We start from the raw sequence: 17,565 nt of genomic DNA, 5'->3' as shown, positions 1-17,565 counted from the left end.
TTCCGTGGCCAATATACCTTTAGTCCTTCCCGGGCACCCGATCCCCAGCCCCCGCCCCGGCAACCGTCATGAAAATATACTTAAAATAAGCCCCAACGGTCAGGTTCTGCAGCATCTTCTGATCCGTCTCCGCCAACAGCTTCGGCGTCGACATATCAATATCGTTAACCTGCGCCAAACCTGTAATGCCCGGCCTTGCAGACAACACGCCCCGAGACTCCCGCTCCTCGATCAGTTTTTCCTGATTAAACAGACACGGGCGCGGGCCCACCAGGCTCATCTCGCCTTTCAGTACGTTCCACAACTGGGGAAGCTCATCCAGCTTGGTACGGCGAAGAAAGTGACCAAACCCTGTGATAGACGCTGTACTGGCCAGGTGGCTGGCAACCGAGGCGGTGTTTTTTTTCATGGTGCGGAATTTCACCAGCGTGAAGGGTTTCTTATACCGCCCCACCCGCTCCTGCCGGAAAACGGGGGACCCCGTGTCGAACAGGCCGATCACAACCAGCAGTAACAGCACCGGCAAACCGACTACCAGGCCCAGCAATGCAAACACAACATCAAACAAACGAATCACACATAACCCTCAATGGTCGGGAAAACACCGTTTCAGCCCTTCTGCAACACTCAGCGGCGGCGTCCAGCCAAGCAGATTCCGGGCTTTGGAAATATCCACCTGCAACGACCCCAGCAAACGCTGGGCCACTGCCTTTTTACCCAACAGGGTTGCCCCCGACATCAGCAGCCCTGCATGTACCGGAACCAGACGCGCGGGCTTGCCCATCGCTCCGGCAACGGCACGCAGCAGTTCGGTAGTGGAGAGATCTTCATCATCGCCAGCGAGAAATACCTGATTGGCGGCGGCCGGGTGGTCAAGGCAAGTGATAATCAGATCAACGAGGTTGTCCAGCGCGACCAGAGAGCGTTTGTTGTGGATAGCGCCAAGTGGAAGCGGGAGGCCCTTTTCAACCAGCCGGATCATGCTGGCAAAGTTGCCTTTTACCCCCGGCCCGTAAACCAGTGGCGGGCGGATGATGACCACTTCCATACCGGTTTCTGAAGCCAATTCCCTCAGGCCCTGTTCCGCTTCCAGCTTGGAAATACCATAAGCATCTTCAGGTGCTGGAGAATCCTCGGCGGTGAATGGGCGGCCTTGAATAGTTCGTTCACCATTGACCTTGATTGAACTGATAAAAATAAATCTACTGGTGCCGGCTGCGGCGGCTTGGCGGGCAAGATTGAGAGTACCCTCTACATTCACTTTACGGTATTTCGCCAACGGGTCAGCCACTTCGTCTTTCATAATATGGGCGCGGGCGGCGGTGTGAATAACAACCTGTTGATCTGCCAGTGCTCCCTTCCAATCCGTGCCGGGGCCAAGCTCCGCTACAACCACGTAATTATCATGATTATTAACCGGTCTCCGCGATACACTCGTCAGCACCAAGCCATCATGCTTCGCAATCTGGCCAATAATACGAGACCCCAAAAAACCGGTTGCGCCCGTCAACAAAACATTCACAATCAACCTAACCTGCTGTCAGTTAACAATTCTCGATAAATTTCCATATGGCGGGCAACAATAATATCAGACGCAAACACCCGCTCTGCCAGTTTTCGCGCTTCCAGGCCAAAACCCGCTCTCATTTCCGGGTTTTCAACCAGTTGCTGAATCGCGTCTGCAAGGGCAACCGCATCCTTCGCGGGTACCAGCAACCCCGTTTTGTTGGCCTCTATGGCATCACGGCACCCCGGCACATCGGTTGTTACCACAGCCCTGCCACAGGCCGCAGCCTCTACCAACGCCTTGGGCAACCCTTCCCGGTAGGAAGGCAGACACACGATATTCGACTTACCGTATTCCTCCGCAATATCGCTACTGAACCCCGGTAACTGGATAATCCCTTCCTCGCGCCAACTTTCCAGTTGCTCGCTTGTCACACTCGATGGGTTCCCCGGGTCCGGATCGCCGACAAGACGCATCACAACAGGAACCCCTCTCGCATTGAGAATTCGAGCGGCTTCCACGAATTCCAGAACGCCCTTATCCCTAAGCAGCCTCGAGGCCATCACTACCACGGCTTTACCCTTTTTGGGTTCCGGTCTCACGGGGTACGCCTCCAGTTCAACGCCTGACCCACGAATCATCCTGACCTGGCCTCTGGACAAAGCTCCGGCGTGAAGCAACATGTCACGATCGTCCGGATTCTGAAAAATAACCGCTAATCGGCTGTGTGAAAACGCCAGCCGGTACAGGCCCTGAACCAACACCCTACGTAGTCTGGCAATACCTGATTCTGCAAGAAACACCGTGCCCAAACCTGACACCGCCGCAACCACAGCAGGCACCCGTGACATGCGTGCAGCAAAGCCGCCATACAGTACCGGCTTGATGGTAATCAGGTGGACCAGATCCGGTGTCAATGTACGAAACAGCCTGATCAACTGCCGTAACGCTTTCAGCTCCGTCAACGGGTTCTGCCCACTGCGCGCAAAATCAACGGGATGGTGCTCACAACCCAGTGCCTTGATGTCTGCCACCGCATTACCATTGGCGGAGGCAACATGGACGCTGTACCCCTGCTTCACCGCCTCTCTGGCGATCACCATGCGGTGGGAAACAAAGAATTCCGGGGAGTTAACCACAAACAGAAGTGTTTTCATCGGTGCCTACAGCCGTAAATCTGCATCACCCAGAGGCAATACCCCTTTAAGATCATAAAGCACCCCGTTCTCTTTCAGGAAACTCCGCAGATCCATAGCACTCATCGCAGCATACTCTTTATGAGGCACCGCCACGATAACGCCAGCGTAATCGCCCCGCGCCGGCTCCTTCACCAAGCTAATACCGTATTCATGCTCTGCCTCGGCGTTGTCGGCCCAGCAGTCCGTCACATCCACCTGGCAACCAAAATCTTGCAGTTCTTTCACAACATCAATCACCCGCGTATTGCGCAAATCCGGGCAGTTTTCCTTGAACGTTAAGCCCATCACCAGCAGCCGGGCATTGGCAATGGTGTGGCCTGCCTTGATCATGCCCTTAACCATTTCAGACGCCACATAAGACCCCATGCCATCATTTACCCGCCGGCCGGCAAGAATGACTTCCGGGTGATAGCCAATCGCCTGGGCCTTGTGAGTCAGGTAGTAAGGGTCTACCCCAATGCAGTGGCCACCTACCAGGCCCGGCTTGAACGGCAGAAAATTCCATTTGGTGCCAGCCGCCGCCAGCACCTCGTGGGTATCGATACCCAGCCGGGCAAAAATCATTGCCAGTTCATTAACCAAAGCAATATTCAGATCCCGTTGGGTGTTCTCGATGACCTTGGCCGCTTCAGCCACCTTGATGGAACTGGCCTTGTGAGTACCTGCTGTGATGATCTCCGCGTACAACGCATCGACCTCTTCGGCGATAGCAGACGTAGAACCGGAAGTCACCTTCATGATGGTGGCTACCCGATGCTCCTTATCCCCCGGGTTAATACGTTCCGGGCTGTAGCCGGCGTAAAAATCCTTATTGAAGACCAACCCGGAAACCCGCTCCAGCACTGGCACACACACTTCCTCGGTGGCGCCCGGGTAAACGGTGGACTCGTAGATCACAATATCCCCCGCCTTGAGCACCTTGCCGACACTCTCACTGGCCTTCACCAGGGGGGTGAGGTCCGGGGTTTTGAAGGCATCGATAGGCGTAGGCACAGTCACGATAAATACCGAGCACTCGGCCAGGTCATCCAGGCAACCGGTAAACGACAACCCTGGCGCCGCCGCCAGTTCTTCCGCAGACACCTCCCGAGTGAAATCCTCGCCTTGTTTGAGATCCGCAATGCGCTTGGCGCTGATATCAAAACCCACCACCGGGCGCTTCTCCCCAAAGGCCACAGCAAGGGGCAGGCCTACATAACCGAGGCCGATAACCGCAATTTTTTTCATGAAATTAGCTCATTAAGTATTAAAAAAGATTCTTTGATAACCCATGGCCGAAAATATAGGGCTTGCAGCCTAATTCTCTAAATACCAAGGCATGGCCTTAGCAATCCCTTCTGGAATCCGAAACTCCGGCGCATACCCCAACTTACCCGCCGCCTTACCAATATCCGCCTGGGAATGCCGCACATCACCCGCCCTGAAATCCCGGTATACCGGCGCCTTTTCATACACCACACCATTTTCGGCCAACGCATTCTTAAGCGCCGAAAAGAGATCATTCAACGTAGTGCGGTCACCCACTGCGACGTTATAAACCTCGTTTTGAGCAGAATCGTCCGCCGTAGCCGCCAGTAAATTCGCCTGCACAGCATTCTCGATAAAACAAAAATCCCGGCTGGTGTCGCCATCGCCATTGATGAACACATCGTCCCCGCGCACCATCGCAGCCGTCCACTTCGGGACTACCGCCGCATAGGCGCCTTCCGGGTCTTGCCGCTTGCCGAATACGTTGAAATAGCGCAAACCAATCGCTTTGAAGCCATAACTGCGAGCGAACACCTCCGCGTACAGCTCATTCACATACTTGGTGACCGCATAAGGCGACAACGGCTTGCCGATGCTTTCCTCCACCTTCGGCAAAGCCGGGTGATCACCATAAGTAGAGCTAGACGCCGCATACGTAAAGCTTTTAACCCCCGCATCCCGAGCGGCAACCAGCATATTCAGAAAGCCTGAAATATTGACCGCATTGGTGGTGATGGGGTCATTCAGTGAGCGAGGCACCGAACCCAGCGCTGCCTGGTGCAACACATAGTCCACACCAGCGCAGGCTTTCTGACAATCTTCCAGGTTGCGGATATCGCCTTCGATAAAGGTAAACTGCGCCCATTGCCCGGGCGTGACCAAAGACTGAACTTTATCCAGATTGCGTTGGTGGCCGGTGGCGAAGTTGTCCAGGCCCACTACCCGCTGATTTAGTTTTAGGAGGTGTTCGAGGAGGTTGGAGCCGATAAAGCCGGCGGTGCCGGTAACGAGCCAAGTTTTAGGTCTATCAAAAAGCGAATTACAAAGAGCGCTATAAACAGTCATAAAGTACCAAATTAACCCATTGTTGTTTGCTCAAGCCATGCCTGAAACATCAGAACATTCCAGAGATGGTACTGCTCTGCATGAAATACGTAATAAACAGTGTAATCAAGCCGGTCCCACTTACGACTGATAATTGACTAAAAAGCCACCGAATAATCGTTTATAAATAGTCAATGCTGCACATTAAGCAGACTCCGGTTCGATCACAGATTGCATAAAGATATTGGCAAGAATCGGTGCCTGAACCGACAATGAATACCAACTCTCAACCGCTTGTCGACCTGCCCTCCCCAGTTCCTGCCTCTGCACCGTTGATTCAAGCAATTTGTCTAGTGCAACTTCCCATTCCGCTGCATTCGCCGCTAACAGCCCACACTGGTTCGCGCCAACAATATCGACATTCACCCCCACCGGCGAGGCGATAACAGGAATGGCACACGCCATGTACTGAATTAATTTATAGCCGCACTTACCTTTTTCCCAGGGGCCATCGGGTAATGGCATGATGCCAATATCCATCCCAGCGATAAGCTCGGCTTCGGACGCTTCGCTCCAGGGCACAACTTCGACATCAACGCCCGGGAATTCATTAGCAATATTAGCTGAAGCTCCCACCAGCCGCAGTCGTGCGTTATGTTTCTGACACTGCGATGTCAATGCCCGCGCAATGTCCACAACATAACCCTGCGTAGAGGGTGAACCAATCCAACCAATCACAGGGCGGGATGCCATTGAGGAGCCAACCGGGCTGTAGCGCCTCGGGTCGACCACCGTAGGCACCAATTCGACGCGAGTAGCACCCGCGGCCCTCGCGTGACTTGCCAGATACTCATTACCGGCCACGACGCAACTTGCACAGTGCATTACCACGTCAATTTTCCGCCCCAAAATCCGGCGCAGCACTGGGTTTCCTGACAGGTCGTAGTTATGAAAGACAGCGTCATCGAAGTCAACCACATAGCGCTTACCCAAAAAAAGCAACATCCGTTCAGCAAACGCGGGCATATAAGGAAATATCTCTTTTTCGATCCAAATCAGGTCGTACCTGAATACACTGATCAACACGACCAGCCGGCGAAAATAGAGCATCATCATGCGCAATGGCGCCCGTTTACCGTGCTGATAAAGCTGATCAAGGTATTGATTGTCAAAAAGGCTACTGACGGTGACCTGAAACCCTTCGGATTCCAAAAAAGGCAGATACTGCAGTGAGCGCAGGCGGGTACTGGCGCCTTTTCTTGAATATTTTGAAAGGAGGAGGATTTTCATAAATTATTACAGCAATTATCGCGTCTCGTTTTTAAGAAGCCATTTTGGCAACCATGCCCACAGCATCCGATAGCCCGACCAAGTTTCTTTAAACGCTGATAAAGAGCACCGGGCTAGAGCCAACACTGAGCGAGCCAAAGGTTCGAGCAATAGTGTCGTGGCCAATACCGTTAACGCAGCGGGGGCAGAAAAATGCTTAAAGGCGTACAGCAACCGGCTGCGCAGCGAATAAAACAGCCGCCGCGCCTTCACCTGATTAGAGGTACCTCCACCGGCATGGAAAGCCTGAGCATCGGCCAGATAGAAACTGCGCCAGCCTGCCTGATGCGCACGGTAGGAAAAATCCAAATCCTCTAAATACACAAAAAACCGTTCATCAAATCCCTGCAGTTCCTCAAAAAATCCCCGCCGAACTAAGTAGAAAGCCCCAATAACGTGGTCGACCTCACGATCAGCCAAATGGTCCCATTCGGCCATAAAATGCCCCAAACTTGGAACAACGCGATCCAGGCCAACTGCATGCGCCAGAAACCCGGTAACAGTAGGAAACCGCACACAACTCCGAGAAACCTTACCACTCTCTTCAATTAACTGCACACCGCAGATACCCACCGTTTGATTAGTCGATTCCTGCATGAAATTGACGGCCTTGCCAAGAGTCCCCTCGAAGAGCGCCGCATCGGGATTGAGGAACAGGAGATAGTTACTATCCGCGTGCTTCGCTCCGAGGTTGCAGGCTTTACCGAAGCCGAGGTTTTCGCCTGTTCGTATCAGAGTGACGTTTGGCGTTGTTTCAACTAAAACTTCGGAGCCATCTGTAGAACCGTTATCGACTACTATTATTTTATCTACCAGGCCACCGCCATACTTGGTGATCGAATCGACACAGTTTTTAAGTTGTGGACCTGCATTCCAGTTGACTGTGACGATATCAATCATGTTTAGGCCTTTGGGTTAAATAGGCGTTTAGAAGAGCTACGGGGAGAAATATTACCCAGAGGTAGTCGAACTTGGCTAGGTAAGGGTTGGTGGCGTTCATGATCAGGAACGCGCAAAGTGAGACAATCAGAGGAACGAATAGCTTCGCAAACTCCGCATTTTTACGAGAGAGTTCAATGCCTTTTAATGCTATCCAGATCACAGCAACCGAATAAATGAGGAAGCCAACCAAGCCTACGTTCATGAGCAATGCCAGATAAGATAGCTCATATGCCCAGGGCGTGTCATGAGAACGCACCACATTTACGGTGCTTCCCAAACCGTGGCCAATTAACGGTGATTCAGTGAACTTTTCCCACAGAGATGCCGCTTGCAAAAAACGAGCACCGCTAGACGCCTCTTGCCCTTGAAACGCCGCAATGAAGCTTTCTATCAAAGCCACCGGATCTAGCCCAATCACCACGATTACACCACCAATGACAAGAGAGGCTAACACCGAAGCCTTGAATATCAGAGAGAAGAGAGGAATTGCTCTTAATCGACATGACGACAGCTGCAAAAAAGACAATAAAATAAAAGGAGTTAGCAACATCACCAACCAGAATGCTCGCCGTCCAGAGCCCAACGCCGCCAGAACAATAGCAAGTAATAGCAAGTAATAGCAAGTAAACACCGATTTTTTTCAGGCCACGAAGCTCACCTCTACGGACCAGAATAAACGACAGCACAAACGGAAAACCATACATTACAGTGGTGAGACTGTAAGTTCGAAACTCGATGAAGCCGCCGTAGTTGCCGAAACCGGCTCCTTGGAATTCGAGAAACGGGTAAATAAGTCCGCCGTAGCCAAGCAGACCTACCATCATCACGGTGAGCGACATAGCCGTAGCCAAAGTAATGCCCGCCAGCAACGCGGACTCTATCGCTCTAATCACTTTCGGATCATGAGCCAAGCCTATAAATAATAGATATAGCGCAGGCCATATCAGAAAAACCGATGCTATTCTTAGAGCACCAGGGGCTGAATTAATGACGCCCCAAACAACACCGAACAATCCCACCGCGATTATTGCAAGCCATAGCAAGAGTATATCCCGATGAACGCGCCATGTTTTCAGCGCCACAACTCCCGCGATACCTGTGAGTAACACCAGAAATCCGCCACGCGGCGTTTGAAACGTGGTTGGTAGAACCAGCATCAGGATAAAAAAGATTTGCAGGAGAAAAACCCATGGTTTCAACCAGTAGCTACGTCTCTTGATATCGCTTAGTTTATAATCCAATTCTAAATCCCTGATTATCTAGACTAATAGACTAAGACTTGAATGGCTTATTTAGATTTTGATACATTTTTCCGCTACCTGGAATAGAAAACAAAAATTTGGTGAGATACCGAATATTAACTGGCTCGCATTTCAAAGCTTCCATTAACAATCTCCTTCCATTTTTTTCTCCTATATTCATCATTGCATCACCGATTCGATGGAGCCACGCGGCTTTCAAAGCTCTATCTTTGTTTATAAAACTTTTATGGGATTTATAGAGCAATTCAAGCGCAATTAGATGCGCTTCTTTATTTTGAGTTATACTCCCTTTTGTCACGTAAGAAAGCAGCATATAATCGTCTAAAAATTTCAATTCTGTTACCTTCGCGAGCTTTAATGCAAGATCCCAGTCTTGATATCGAGGCATGGTTGGTTTAAATCCACCTACCTCGTCCAGATACTTCTTCTTTACTACCAATGTTGGTGTACCAACATGGTTTTGCCAGAGTAGAGATTTATACACATCATTTCTGTTAAAGCTGTACTTTCCAACCGGCATTAACCTGCAGCCGTTATCCCAAATCTGGATGAATTTACTAAAAACAGCTCCAAGATTTTGGTTACTTTCGAGCTGTGCCAATGAATTTTCCAGCTTTGAGCATGTCCACTCATCATCACTATCCTGAAACGCGACAATATCTGCCTTCGCCAATCTGATGCCAACATTTCGTGCCTCGGCACCACCGACATTAGCTTCTAATTTTTTAAAAATAATTCGAGAATCTTTGAAACTAACGACAACCTCCTCAGTATTATCAGTTGAAGCGTCGTCAATAATAATTAACTCAAAATCAGAAAATGACTGAGACAAGACTGACCGAATGCTTCGTGGAAGTTCTTTTGCCCTGTTATGGGTAGGCATTACTACGCTGACTTTGGGTTGCTGGCTAACCCCGATAACTTTGTTGTCATTTTGTTCAATCATGAAATTATATTCTCGCCATCCGCACTATTTTTCTGTTTTTTTGCATAAATAAATCTGTCCCGGTTCTCGAGTCATGAACGATTAATGGTGCCGGTCAGACACCACTCCCGGAATAGCTACACCGGATTTACTAAAAACACCATTAAGAAACCCGACCAGGTTTCGACGATTAATCGCTATAGAGAACAACAGATAGCCCGCCACTCCAACCAGAACCATAACACCCAGCGTGATCAGGTCGTTCTCCCAGGTAACGCCACGATACAGCAGCCAAACAATGCCCCCCATGCCCAAAGCGGATAATACTGGGCGGCCAAGTGTGAAGACATACTCTCGTGCACAGGGGCCAATTAACCGCCGTATCCAGTAAAAATAAGCGATCGTCACCAAAACCAACTGTGTTATCAACAGTGCCAGCGCCACCATTTCAATACGGCCGTCAAGACTACTCAGGTAGATAACACCAGGTATTACGAACAATAACCCGACGTTCCAGTAAAATGCCCAGTTGGCCTTTCCTAAGCCCATCACTAGCGGGCCGTTCATGTTTCCCAGAGACCGAACCAATACGTATCCGCACAGAATACTCAATACAGGGCTAAGCCCTGTCCATTTCTCGCCTAAAACCACATCCACAAACAAAGGTGAGAGGACTGCCAGCCCGATAAACAGCGGTGCCGACACCAGCAATACGTTAGCGATCATCGCCAGATATATCCGCTTAACCTGCTCCAAATCGTCCTGTTGCTTAGAAACTGCGGGGAAAGCGACTTTGGTGGCAATGCTGTTGATCTGCTGCATGGCCTGCAACGTAATCTGGCTGCCAATACTGTAGATGCCAAGCGCCGATACACCGATTGTCTTACCTATGATCAACTGGTCAGCCCGGGAATTGATCATGTTCATCGTCATGGCACCGGTTTGGTAAAAACCAAACGACAACATCGGCTTTATAGCCCTAAACGACGCACCAAACCCACTAAACAGGGCTTTACGAATACCATAGACAAATGCTAGGCCACTGCGGGTTAGAAGGCCTGCCAACTGCCCAGCAACAATCGACCAAATGCCCCAACCCAGCGACACCATCGAGATTGCCGTCACCACATTCACCGTGCCTGCAATGATTGAAATAATGGCCATGGCTTTGAACAGCAGCTCTTTTTGAAGAAGTGCCAGCGTTTGCTGCCCCAACGCTGCGATCAACACAGAGAGTCCCGCTACCCGTAACAATTCAGATAGGGGCTCATTATCAAAAAAAATCGCTATGGCCGGCGCACTCAGAAAAATGGCAATGTATGCAAGCCCGGCCAGCACCCAGTTGACGGTGTAGAGCGTAGCCAACTGATCGTTTGTTGGATTGTTATGATGAATAAGGGCTTGAGTTATGCCCATCTGCGAAAACAGCGTGAAGATTTCGAGTGCAACCAGAATCAACGCAACTGTGCCCATTGTTTCTGGGCCGAGCACTCTGGCTACGTATAGTGCGGATATAAGCTGTAATATACGAGTAATCACAGTCTCGAGTGCAACCCACTTAGTTCCAGAGACGAGATTACTCATCTACAGATCGTACCCTAGCTTTCTAGCGCTATCGCAACATATATTTCTAATAATTTCTTGATTTGATTCACCAAAAAATTCTTCGACGGATATGCTACGATTTCCCTTTGGCTGGCGCTGAACATCAACAATCTCCCCAATATTTTTATGAGCCTTTAGACCCAACTGGTGTGCCAAGCTTTCAATAGACACTTGTTTATTAATCAAAAAATCTTCATATCTTATTGAGATAAAATTATCTTTTGAGTCTAAATAGGTACGTGCTGCAACATCCCACCTGTGGGCCAATCCCTCTATATAGCTTCCTTTAGGCCGCCCCAACCAAGAACTGTCCAAAGCCAACCTCCACACAGGCGTCTTTCGTAGCTCTTGCCAATCATCGAATTGAATTTCACTAAGATAACCCGGGATTTTTAAGCGATTCAGGATGCTTCGAATATTCTGAAAGGGGTTACGTTGAATAAATACAAATTTGGCATTGGGAGTTAACTCAACCATCTCATCATAAAAATAGGTTAGACTTGGTTCCTTTATTATTTTTCGACAAAAGTCTTCCTTATATTTATATGCAACCTCCTCAAACTTCGCAACACCGTACTTCACACATAGTTGCCAACCAACATCCGCTATAGCTCTTTGAAGATCTAGCGTCACGGACTGCTCGGTTGCTTCAGCCAAAAGTGCAGCTATCGCAGTTGACCCTGTTTTTTGATTACCCAGGATCACTATAGGCTCAGCCTTGGCTAAAGCACCAGAAAAGCTGTCAATCTTCTGAATGTGCCATTTATCTGACCAAGATCTTTTTTTGCTACTAATTTTCCGTAAAATTTTTGAATTCATTTACTACCTTAATCGAAAGATCAAAACAGGGATCAATCTGAATTATTCATACAGTTGGATTCTCAAATTCAAACCAACCTCCAACTAAACAAAATATAATAAAAATCAATGCATAAAAAGGCAGAACTGAAATAGAAAAAACACTTCCAAAAATAGAACTTACCACTCTAGAGTCCGGCAAAACCTCGAACATTCTAACGCCGGCACCTTCATTTCCCCCGTGAAGTTCTTTAACAAACTGATTATACGAACACCGAAAGCGCTTTTCCAAACTCAGATAATAAACATCCAGCACAAAGAAAAGCACCACAGGTACGGCTGCAAGCGGTAATGCGCTTGGTTCTTCTCTCTCGATAAGCAATACAAGAATGGCGGAAACCACCGTCACGCACCAGGTTTTCACTGAACTGCTGTTGTTTGCCATACGGGCTAGGATGTTCTGGTAGATCTGTAAATGCGTCTGTACAGCGGTACTATTTAGGTCATATTCACTGGAATCAGGCATCCGCCAACACTCCTTCGCCGGTCAGATTATAGAGCCGATCCAAAGCCCTGTGGCCGGTGTAAACAGCTTTCAACCATTCATGCAGCGTTTCCTGCTAAATCAGCTTGAGGTGTTTAACGGGTGCCGGATGCACCACTGTCAAGGTGCGCGCCTCGCCAAAATGTTCAAGTGAATCCTCTGCTTTAGGCGTGAAGGTACGGCCTCGATAGCGCGCGGGTATCTTTGTTCTGATCATCGAACTGATCATCAACTCAGAATGTATCCACGGGGAATAGTTTTTTGATCATCTTTCAAGTCCATCATATCCCGGGCACTGGCAACCAGTGAATTTTCAGACCCAATGAAAAGAAAGGTCTCTGCCCGGTCGATCATATTGTGCAGCGCTGTATTCAGGATCATATAAACATGGGCTGTTGATTGGTTACGCTTTTCATAAGCGTAAGTGTTGGTTTGAGCCTGCCAGCAATATTCATCACCTATCTCACGCAGCAGGTCATAAACTGAGCCCCAGACCTCGGAATCAATAAAGACACTCAGGTTTTTTGTCTTCCAATATCCCGGCTAATTTCAGCGCTTGGTCTTTATCTTTGAACGAGTGCGAAAGGAAGATGTTCGGGTTACCGACTGGAAAGAGTTTATCGGCCACCTCCTGCGCATCAATCGGACCACCAGACATGATCATTTCTTCGATTGGCTGGAGGTCGACCTGATTTTTCCGTTCACTATGGAAGTGAATATAGGTTCTGATACGGAAATCTGAGTTTAGCCTGAATCCTTTGAACATTTAACACTCCTCTTTAACAGGCGGTTCGAGCAATACCAAGCTTACTATGCAGTGTTATTGATAAAATCGAATGACAGCTTCTACAACCTGTTGCTGAGTCGCCTGATCAATCCCATACCACATAGGCAACCTGATCAGCCGCTCGCTTTCACTGGTGGTGAAGGCATCCTTTCCATGAAAACGTCCAAAAAACGCCCCTGCTTTGGCCGTGTGCAGCGGCACATAGTGAAATACCGCCAGAATGTCCCAACTCTTGAGGTGCGACAGAAACGCCGTACGCTCGTCAAGCCCGGATGTTTTCAGGTAAAACATATGGGCATTATGCTCACAGCCTTCAGGAATCGCTGCCAGGGCAATGTACCCTTCCTTGGCCAATGGCTGAAGCTGTTGCCAGTAGTACTGCCAGGCGCTCAGTCGTGCTTCGTTGATCTGGATCGTCTGCTCCAGTTGAGCCCACAGATATGCCGCTTGCAATTCACTTGGCAGGTAGCTGCTGCCGATATCCACCCATTGGTATTTGTCTACCATGCCACGGAAAAACTGGCTCCGGTTGGTTCCTTTCTCTCGAATGACCTCGGCACGCTCTGCAAAGCGATCATCATTGATGATCAGCAGGCCGCCTTCGCCGCCACTGGTGTAGTTCTTAGTCTCGTGGAAGCTGAATGTCCCGAGGTGGCCAATTGTTCCCAGAGCGCGCCCTTTGTAGCTGCTCATCATGCCTTGTGCTGCATCTTCAACCACGTAGAGGTTGTGATGCTCGGCAATGGCCATGATGGTGTCCATTTCGCATGCCACTCCGGCATAGTGCACGGGCACGATGGCTCGGGTTTTTGGAGTGATCGCAGCTTCGATAAGAGCCTCGTCGATATTCATTGTATCCGGGCGGATATCCACGAAAACAATCTTGGCACCTCGGAGCACAAACGCATTTGCTGTGCTCACAAAGGTGTAGCTTGGCATAATCACTTCATCGCCTGGCTGAATATCGATCAACACTGCAGCCAGCTCAAGAGCCGCAGTGCAGGAAGGGGTTAGCAGCGTTTTATACGCTGGCAGGCTGGCTTCGAACCAGGCCTGACACTTTTTGCCAAAGGGGCCGTCGCCGGACAGCTTGTTGTTTTTCAGTGCCTGCTTGATGTACTGCTCTTCGGCACCCGTGGAAGGTGGCATATTAAACGGGATCATTCTTGATGCTCTTTGAGAAATTGCGCTTCGAGTTCCAGCAAATCCAGTTTTCGGTCTTTGATTCTTCGAGCGGGGTTGCCAGCATAAATGCCCCAGGGTTGGGTGCTTTTGTTTAATAGCGTCATGGCGCCCACAGAACAACCTTCTCGAATAGTTACACCGGGAAAAATGATTGAGCCCGCACCAATAATGACCTGCCGTTCTAATGACACTTCAGCCAAATACTCATTTTTGAACTTCTTGGGCACCAGTGAGTTCACCATGGTACTGCCACTGTAATCATCAGATTGCGCAAAGACCTTCACTCCGTATGCCAAAGTGCAAAAGTCAGCAAACACAATACCAGGGGAGCCACCGGCGACCAAACACATAGGAGTGATATGACAATACTTCCCGATCGAAACCCTTCCTGAGACGACACAAAAGTCGTCAATTCGAGAGTGATCACCAATCTCAATGATTTCAGGGTTGTAGATACTCGCTTTATCGCTGATTTTTACATTTTCACCTATAGCCTTGAACCCCATGGCTTGTAGTGCTTCTTTGGTGAGGTAAGTCATCTATGCCTCGAAAATATCTGAAAGTTGTTTAATGAGCGTGGCTCTTGAAAAGTACGAATGAACAATGTGAGCGTTCTTTTGCATCTCGTCACTGCTCAGTAACTGAAGTGTCACCTGGGAAACATCAAAAAGTTTAACGCCAAGACCACTCAAGAATCGCCAGTGGGTTACATCACTACGCATGAAGACCGTCTTACCCATTCCCAGTAGTAAGATGGTATTGCCCATTGCTTGCTGACGCTGATGATTAAAAACGGCGATGTCCAGGCTTTTCAGGAACTCCAGGTATTGGTCAAACGGCATGAAATCCGTCATCGGCACAAACTTGTCACCGAACCACTCTTTCCCCTGATCGATTACTTGCTTCGCGTAGTCCTGATCACCATACGACAACGGTGCGTATATCAAGATGTCTTGGTCTTTGTAGGGCCGCAGGCGTTCGAGTGTCTCAACGTGATTGTTACTTGGGTCTGCGGAGTTGCCGAGAAGTATGTTTAACCCGGCTTTATCAGGTTGCGGGCTAGCTTCAGGCACCATTCCTGGGTTTACCACGTTGCTCAGGTACATGATGCATTCGTGGTGAGAGCCCTTGGCTCCATACCACTGCCGAGCCAGTTCAACGTCGCCCTCTATATAGGTAACCAGATGACCTATCCGGTGAATAACAAATCGGCGTAGGACTTCTTTAATGCGAGAGCGGACCGTGCCTGATGTTTTTGTGTATTGATAGAGATCACCACCCCAGATGAGCCAGTGGCATTTTGGGAGTACCCATGGGCAGAGCGCAAGCAGTAGCACAACGTCTATATTGAACAAACCATGGAGTATGATTTTATCGGCGGCGTGAAACTGCCTTACAAGCCTTGCGTGGCCTAGAAGCTTGCTCCATACGCCGTTTGTGCACACATAAACCGTGTTGCTTTGCTCCACCGTGTATTGTTTGATTGAACCGGTAAACCAGAACCGGTGCTCTTCTTCCTTGAACTGTTCGTTAACAAGCTTGACGAACGGAGGGATAAATTTATCGAGCGTTCCTACATGTAAAATCACGAAACTACCTTTTATAGTTCGCCACGGGCCATGCCCAGGTCGCGATAGGCGATTTGCAGAGCCAGGGTGCCGTTGGAGACGAGCAGCAGGTTTTCTACACCCAGGTAATTTTCCAGACGTTGGGTGAGCTCTTGCACCAGCTGGCCGTTGTTGGTAAGCCACTGGCGTTCGTAGATGCCGTCAATGTATTTGTCTAACTTTTCCCTGCTGGGCAGGTAGGGTTTAGTGACGGGTATCATCTAATAGTGCTCTTTGAGTTCAGCCATGGCTTGTTCGAGGCTTTGGGCCTCGCGATCTTTTTCAGACATTAGTAGCTCTTCCGGGCTTACTACGCCCCAGTTTATATTGAGTGAGGCATCTTCCCAAAGGATGGATCGCTCGTGTTCTGGAGCGTAGATATCCGTGCATTTGTACTGAAAGTCCGCCGTCTCACTGGTCACCAGAAACCCATGTGCAAACCCTGGCGGTACCCACAACATGCGATTGTTGTCTTCCGAGAGGATTTCCCCTACCCATTGGCCAAAGGTGGGTGAACTGGTACGCAGGTCTACCGCCACATCGAACACTTCGCCCCGGGTAACGCGCACCAGTTTGCCTTGGGGTTGTTTGATTTGGTAATGCAACCCGCGCAGGGTGTTTTTGACGGAGCGGCTGTGGTTGTCTTGCACGAAGGTAGCGTCGATTCCTGCTTCACGGAAGGCATTTTCGTTCCAGGTTTCCATGAAGAAGCCGCGTTCGTCGCCGAACACTTTGGGCTCGATGAGTTTTACGTCCGGGATTCTGGTTTCTGTGATTTTCATAAAGCTCACTTATTTGCCTGCTTTGGCCAGTTTCTTCAGGTAGTCGCCGTAGCTGTTCTTTTTCAGGTTTTCAGCTTCGGCCAGTAGCTGTTCTTCACCGATAAAGCCCATGCGGTAGGCGATTTCTTCCAGGCAAGCTATTTTCAGGCCCTGGCGTTTCTCCAGGGTTTCGATGAAGCCGCTGGCTTCGTGCAGGGAATCGAAGGTGCCGGTATCGAGCCAGGCGAAGCCCCGGCCCAGCAGTTCTACGCTCAGGTCGCCCCGCTCCAGATAGGCCTGGTTGACGCTGGTGATCTCCAGTTCGCCCCGGTGGCTGGGTTTTACCTGTTTGGCAATGTCTACCACGTCGTTATCGTAGAAGTAGAGGCCAGTGACTGCGTAATCGGATTTTGGGTCAGCCGGTTTTTCTTCTATGGAAATAGCGCGGTAGTTGTCGTCAAACTCTACTACCCCGAAGCGTTCCGGGTCGGATACCTGGTAGCCGAACACGGTGGCTCCTTTGGTGCGCTCGGCGGCGCTTTGCAACCTGTTGCTGAAGCCCTGACCGTAATAGATGTTGTCGCCCAGTACCAGGCATACGCTGTCTTGCCCGATGAAGTCTTCGCCGATGATGAAGGCCTGGGCGAGGCCGTCCGGGCTTGGCTGTACGGCGTAGGTGAGGTTGATGCCCCATTGGCTGCCGTCGTTCAGGAGGCGTTTGAAGCTGTCCTGGTCTTCCGGGGTGGTGATGACCAGCACGTCCCGTATTCCGGCCAGCATGAGGACGGAGAGCGGGTAGTAGATCATGGGTTTGTCGTACAC

Annotated in this window: 20 protein-coding genes; all 20 read right to left on the bottom strand. The window is 49.8% G+C overall.

All coding sequences use genetic code 11. The features are described 5' to 3' along the window. Window positions 1-19: 19 nt before the first annotated feature. Window positions 20-577: a sugar transferase gene (locus tag WEB54_RS04510; protein ID WP_368053664.1), complete on the bottom strand. Its 558-nt coding sequence runs from the start codon at window positions 575-577 to the stop codon at window positions 20-22. 9 nt (window positions 578-586) lie between these two features. After that, a complete protein-coding gene (locus WEB54_RS04505) occupies window positions 587-1,522 on the bottom strand; it encodes a UDP-glucose 4-epimerase family protein (RefSeq protein WP_368053662.1) in 936 nt (311 codons plus the stop codon). Between the two features lie 2 nt (window positions 1,523-1,524). Then, entirely contained in the window at window positions 1,525-2,664 is a 1,140-nt protein-coding gene (locus WEB54_RS04500; protein ID WP_368053660.1) for a glycosyltransferase family 4 protein, read from the bottom strand. Window positions 2,665-2,670: 6 nt separating this feature from the next. Next, window positions 2,671-3,933, bottom strand: coding sequence for a Vi polysaccharide biosynthesis UDP-N-acetylglucosamine C-6 dehydrogenase TviB (gene tviB / locus WEB54_RS04495; protein WP_368053658.1), 1,263 nt, complete (start codon window positions 3,931-3,933; stop codon window positions 2,671-2,673). Window positions 3,934-4,002: 69 nt separating this feature from the next. Beyond that, window positions 4,003-5,019 (bottom strand): NAD-dependent epimerase/dehydratase family protein, encoded by a 1,017-nt coding sequence (locus WEB54_RS04490; RefSeq protein ID WP_368053656.1) that lies wholly within the window; start codon window positions 5,017-5,019, stop codon window positions 4,003-4,005. Between the two features lie 183 nt (window positions 5,020-5,202). Beyond that, the gene (locus tag WEB54_RS04485; RefSeq protein WP_368053654.1) at window positions 5,203-6,288 is read right to left on the bottom strand and encodes a glycosyltransferase family 4 protein; all 1,086 of its coding nucleotides are present in this window, start codon (window positions 6,286-6,288) and stop codon (window positions 5,203-5,205) included. A gap of 15 nt (window positions 6,289-6,303) precedes the next feature. Further along, window positions 6,304-7,227, bottom strand: coding sequence for a glycosyltransferase family 2 protein (locus WEB54_RS04480; protein WP_368053653.1), 924 nt, complete (start codon window positions 7,225-7,227; stop codon window positions 6,304-6,306). Beyond that, window positions 7,220-7,669 carry a hypothetical protein gene (locus WEB54_RS04475; protein WP_368053651.1) on the bottom strand — a complete coding sequence of 150 codons (450 nt, stop codon included), beginning with the start codon at window positions 7,667-7,669 and terminating at the stop codon, window positions 7,220-7,222. The genes WEB54_RS04480 and WEB54_RS04475 overlap by 8 nt, the downstream gene beginning before the upstream one ends. Then, entirely contained in the window at window positions 7,617-8,510 is an 894-nt protein-coding gene (locus tag WEB54_RS04470; RefSeq protein ID WP_368053649.1) for a hypothetical protein, read from the bottom strand. Before WEB54_RS04470 ends, WEB54_RS04475 begins: the two co-directional genes overlap by 53 nt. Before the next feature lie 31 nt (window positions 8,511-8,541). Beyond that, the gene (locus WEB54_RS04465; RefSeq protein WP_368053647.1) at window positions 8,542-9,477 is read right to left on the bottom strand and encodes a glycosyltransferase family 2 protein; all 936 of its coding nucleotides are present in this window, start codon (window positions 9,475-9,477) and stop codon (window positions 8,542-8,544) included. Between the two features lie 81 nt (window positions 9,478-9,558). Then, window positions 9,559-11,040 carry an MOP flippase family protein gene (locus tag WEB54_RS04460; protein WP_368053645.1) on the bottom strand — a complete coding sequence of 494 codons (1,482 nt, stop codon included), beginning with the start codon at window positions 11,038-11,040 and terminating at the stop codon, window positions 9,559-9,561. After that, window positions 11,041-11,880 carry a sulfotransferase gene (locus WEB54_RS04455; RefSeq protein ID WP_368053643.1) on the bottom strand — a complete coding sequence of 280 codons (840 nt, stop codon included), beginning with the start codon at window positions 11,878-11,880 and terminating at the stop codon, window positions 11,041-11,043. 46 nt (window positions 11,881-11,926) lie between these two features. Further along, a complete protein-coding gene (locus WEB54_RS04450) occupies window positions 11,927-12,385 on the bottom strand; it encodes a hypothetical protein (protein WP_368053641.1) in 459 nt (152 codons plus the stop codon). Window positions 12,386-12,905: 520 nt separating this feature from the next. Continuing rightward, window positions 12,906-13,169 (bottom strand): hypothetical protein, encoded by a 264-nt coding sequence (locus WEB54_RS04445; protein ID WP_368053639.1) that lies wholly within the window; start codon window positions 13,167-13,169, stop codon window positions 12,906-12,908. Between the two features lie 54 nt (window positions 13,170-13,223). Beyond that, the gene (gene rffA, locus WEB54_RS04440) at window positions 13,224-14,354 is read right to left on the bottom strand and encodes a dTDP-4-amino-4,6-dideoxygalactose transaminase (RefSeq protein WP_368053637.1); all 1,131 of its coding nucleotides are present in this window, start codon (window positions 14,352-14,354) and stop codon (window positions 13,224-13,226) included. Continuing rightward, complete coding sequence (locus tag WEB54_RS04435; RefSeq protein ID WP_368053635.1) at window positions 14,351-14,914, bottom strand: acyltransferase; 564 nt, start codon at window positions 14,912-14,914, stop codon at window positions 14,351-14,353. Before WEB54_RS04435 ends, rffA begins: the two co-directional genes overlap by 4 nt. After that, window positions 14,915-15,964, bottom strand: coding sequence for a TDP-N-acetylfucosamine:lipid II N-acetylfucosaminyltransferase (locus WEB54_RS04430; protein WP_368053633.1), 1,050 nt, complete (start codon window positions 15,962-15,964; stop codon window positions 14,915-14,917). A gap of 11 nt (window positions 15,965-15,975) precedes the next feature. Beyond that, window positions 15,976-16,203 (bottom strand): DegT/DnrJ/EryC1/StrS family aminotransferase, encoded by a 228-nt coding sequence (locus WEB54_RS04425; protein WP_368053631.1) that lies wholly within the window; start codon window positions 16,201-16,203, stop codon window positions 15,976-15,978. After that, on the bottom strand, window positions 16,204-16,764 hold the full coding sequence (rfbC, locus tag WEB54_RS04420; RefSeq protein ID WP_368053629.1) for a dTDP-4-dehydrorhamnose 3,5-epimerase: 561 nt from the start codon (window positions 16,762-16,764) through the stop codon (window positions 16,204-16,206). Between the two features lie 9 nt (window positions 16,765-16,773). Further along, the coding region (rfbA, locus tag WEB54_RS04415; RefSeq protein ID WP_368053627.1) for a glucose-1-phosphate thymidylyltransferase RfbA at window positions 16,774-17,565 on the bottom strand (792 nt) is incomplete at its 5' end.

Origin of the sequence: Saccharospirillum sp., from assembly GCF_040881935.1 — a bacterium.
GTDB lineage: Bacteria > Pseudomonadota > Gammaproteobacteria > Pseudomonadales > Natronospirillaceae > Saccharospirillum.
The sequence above is the reverse complement of the archived record's forward strand: the minus strand, read 5'-3'. Positions and strand labels throughout refer to the sequence as shown.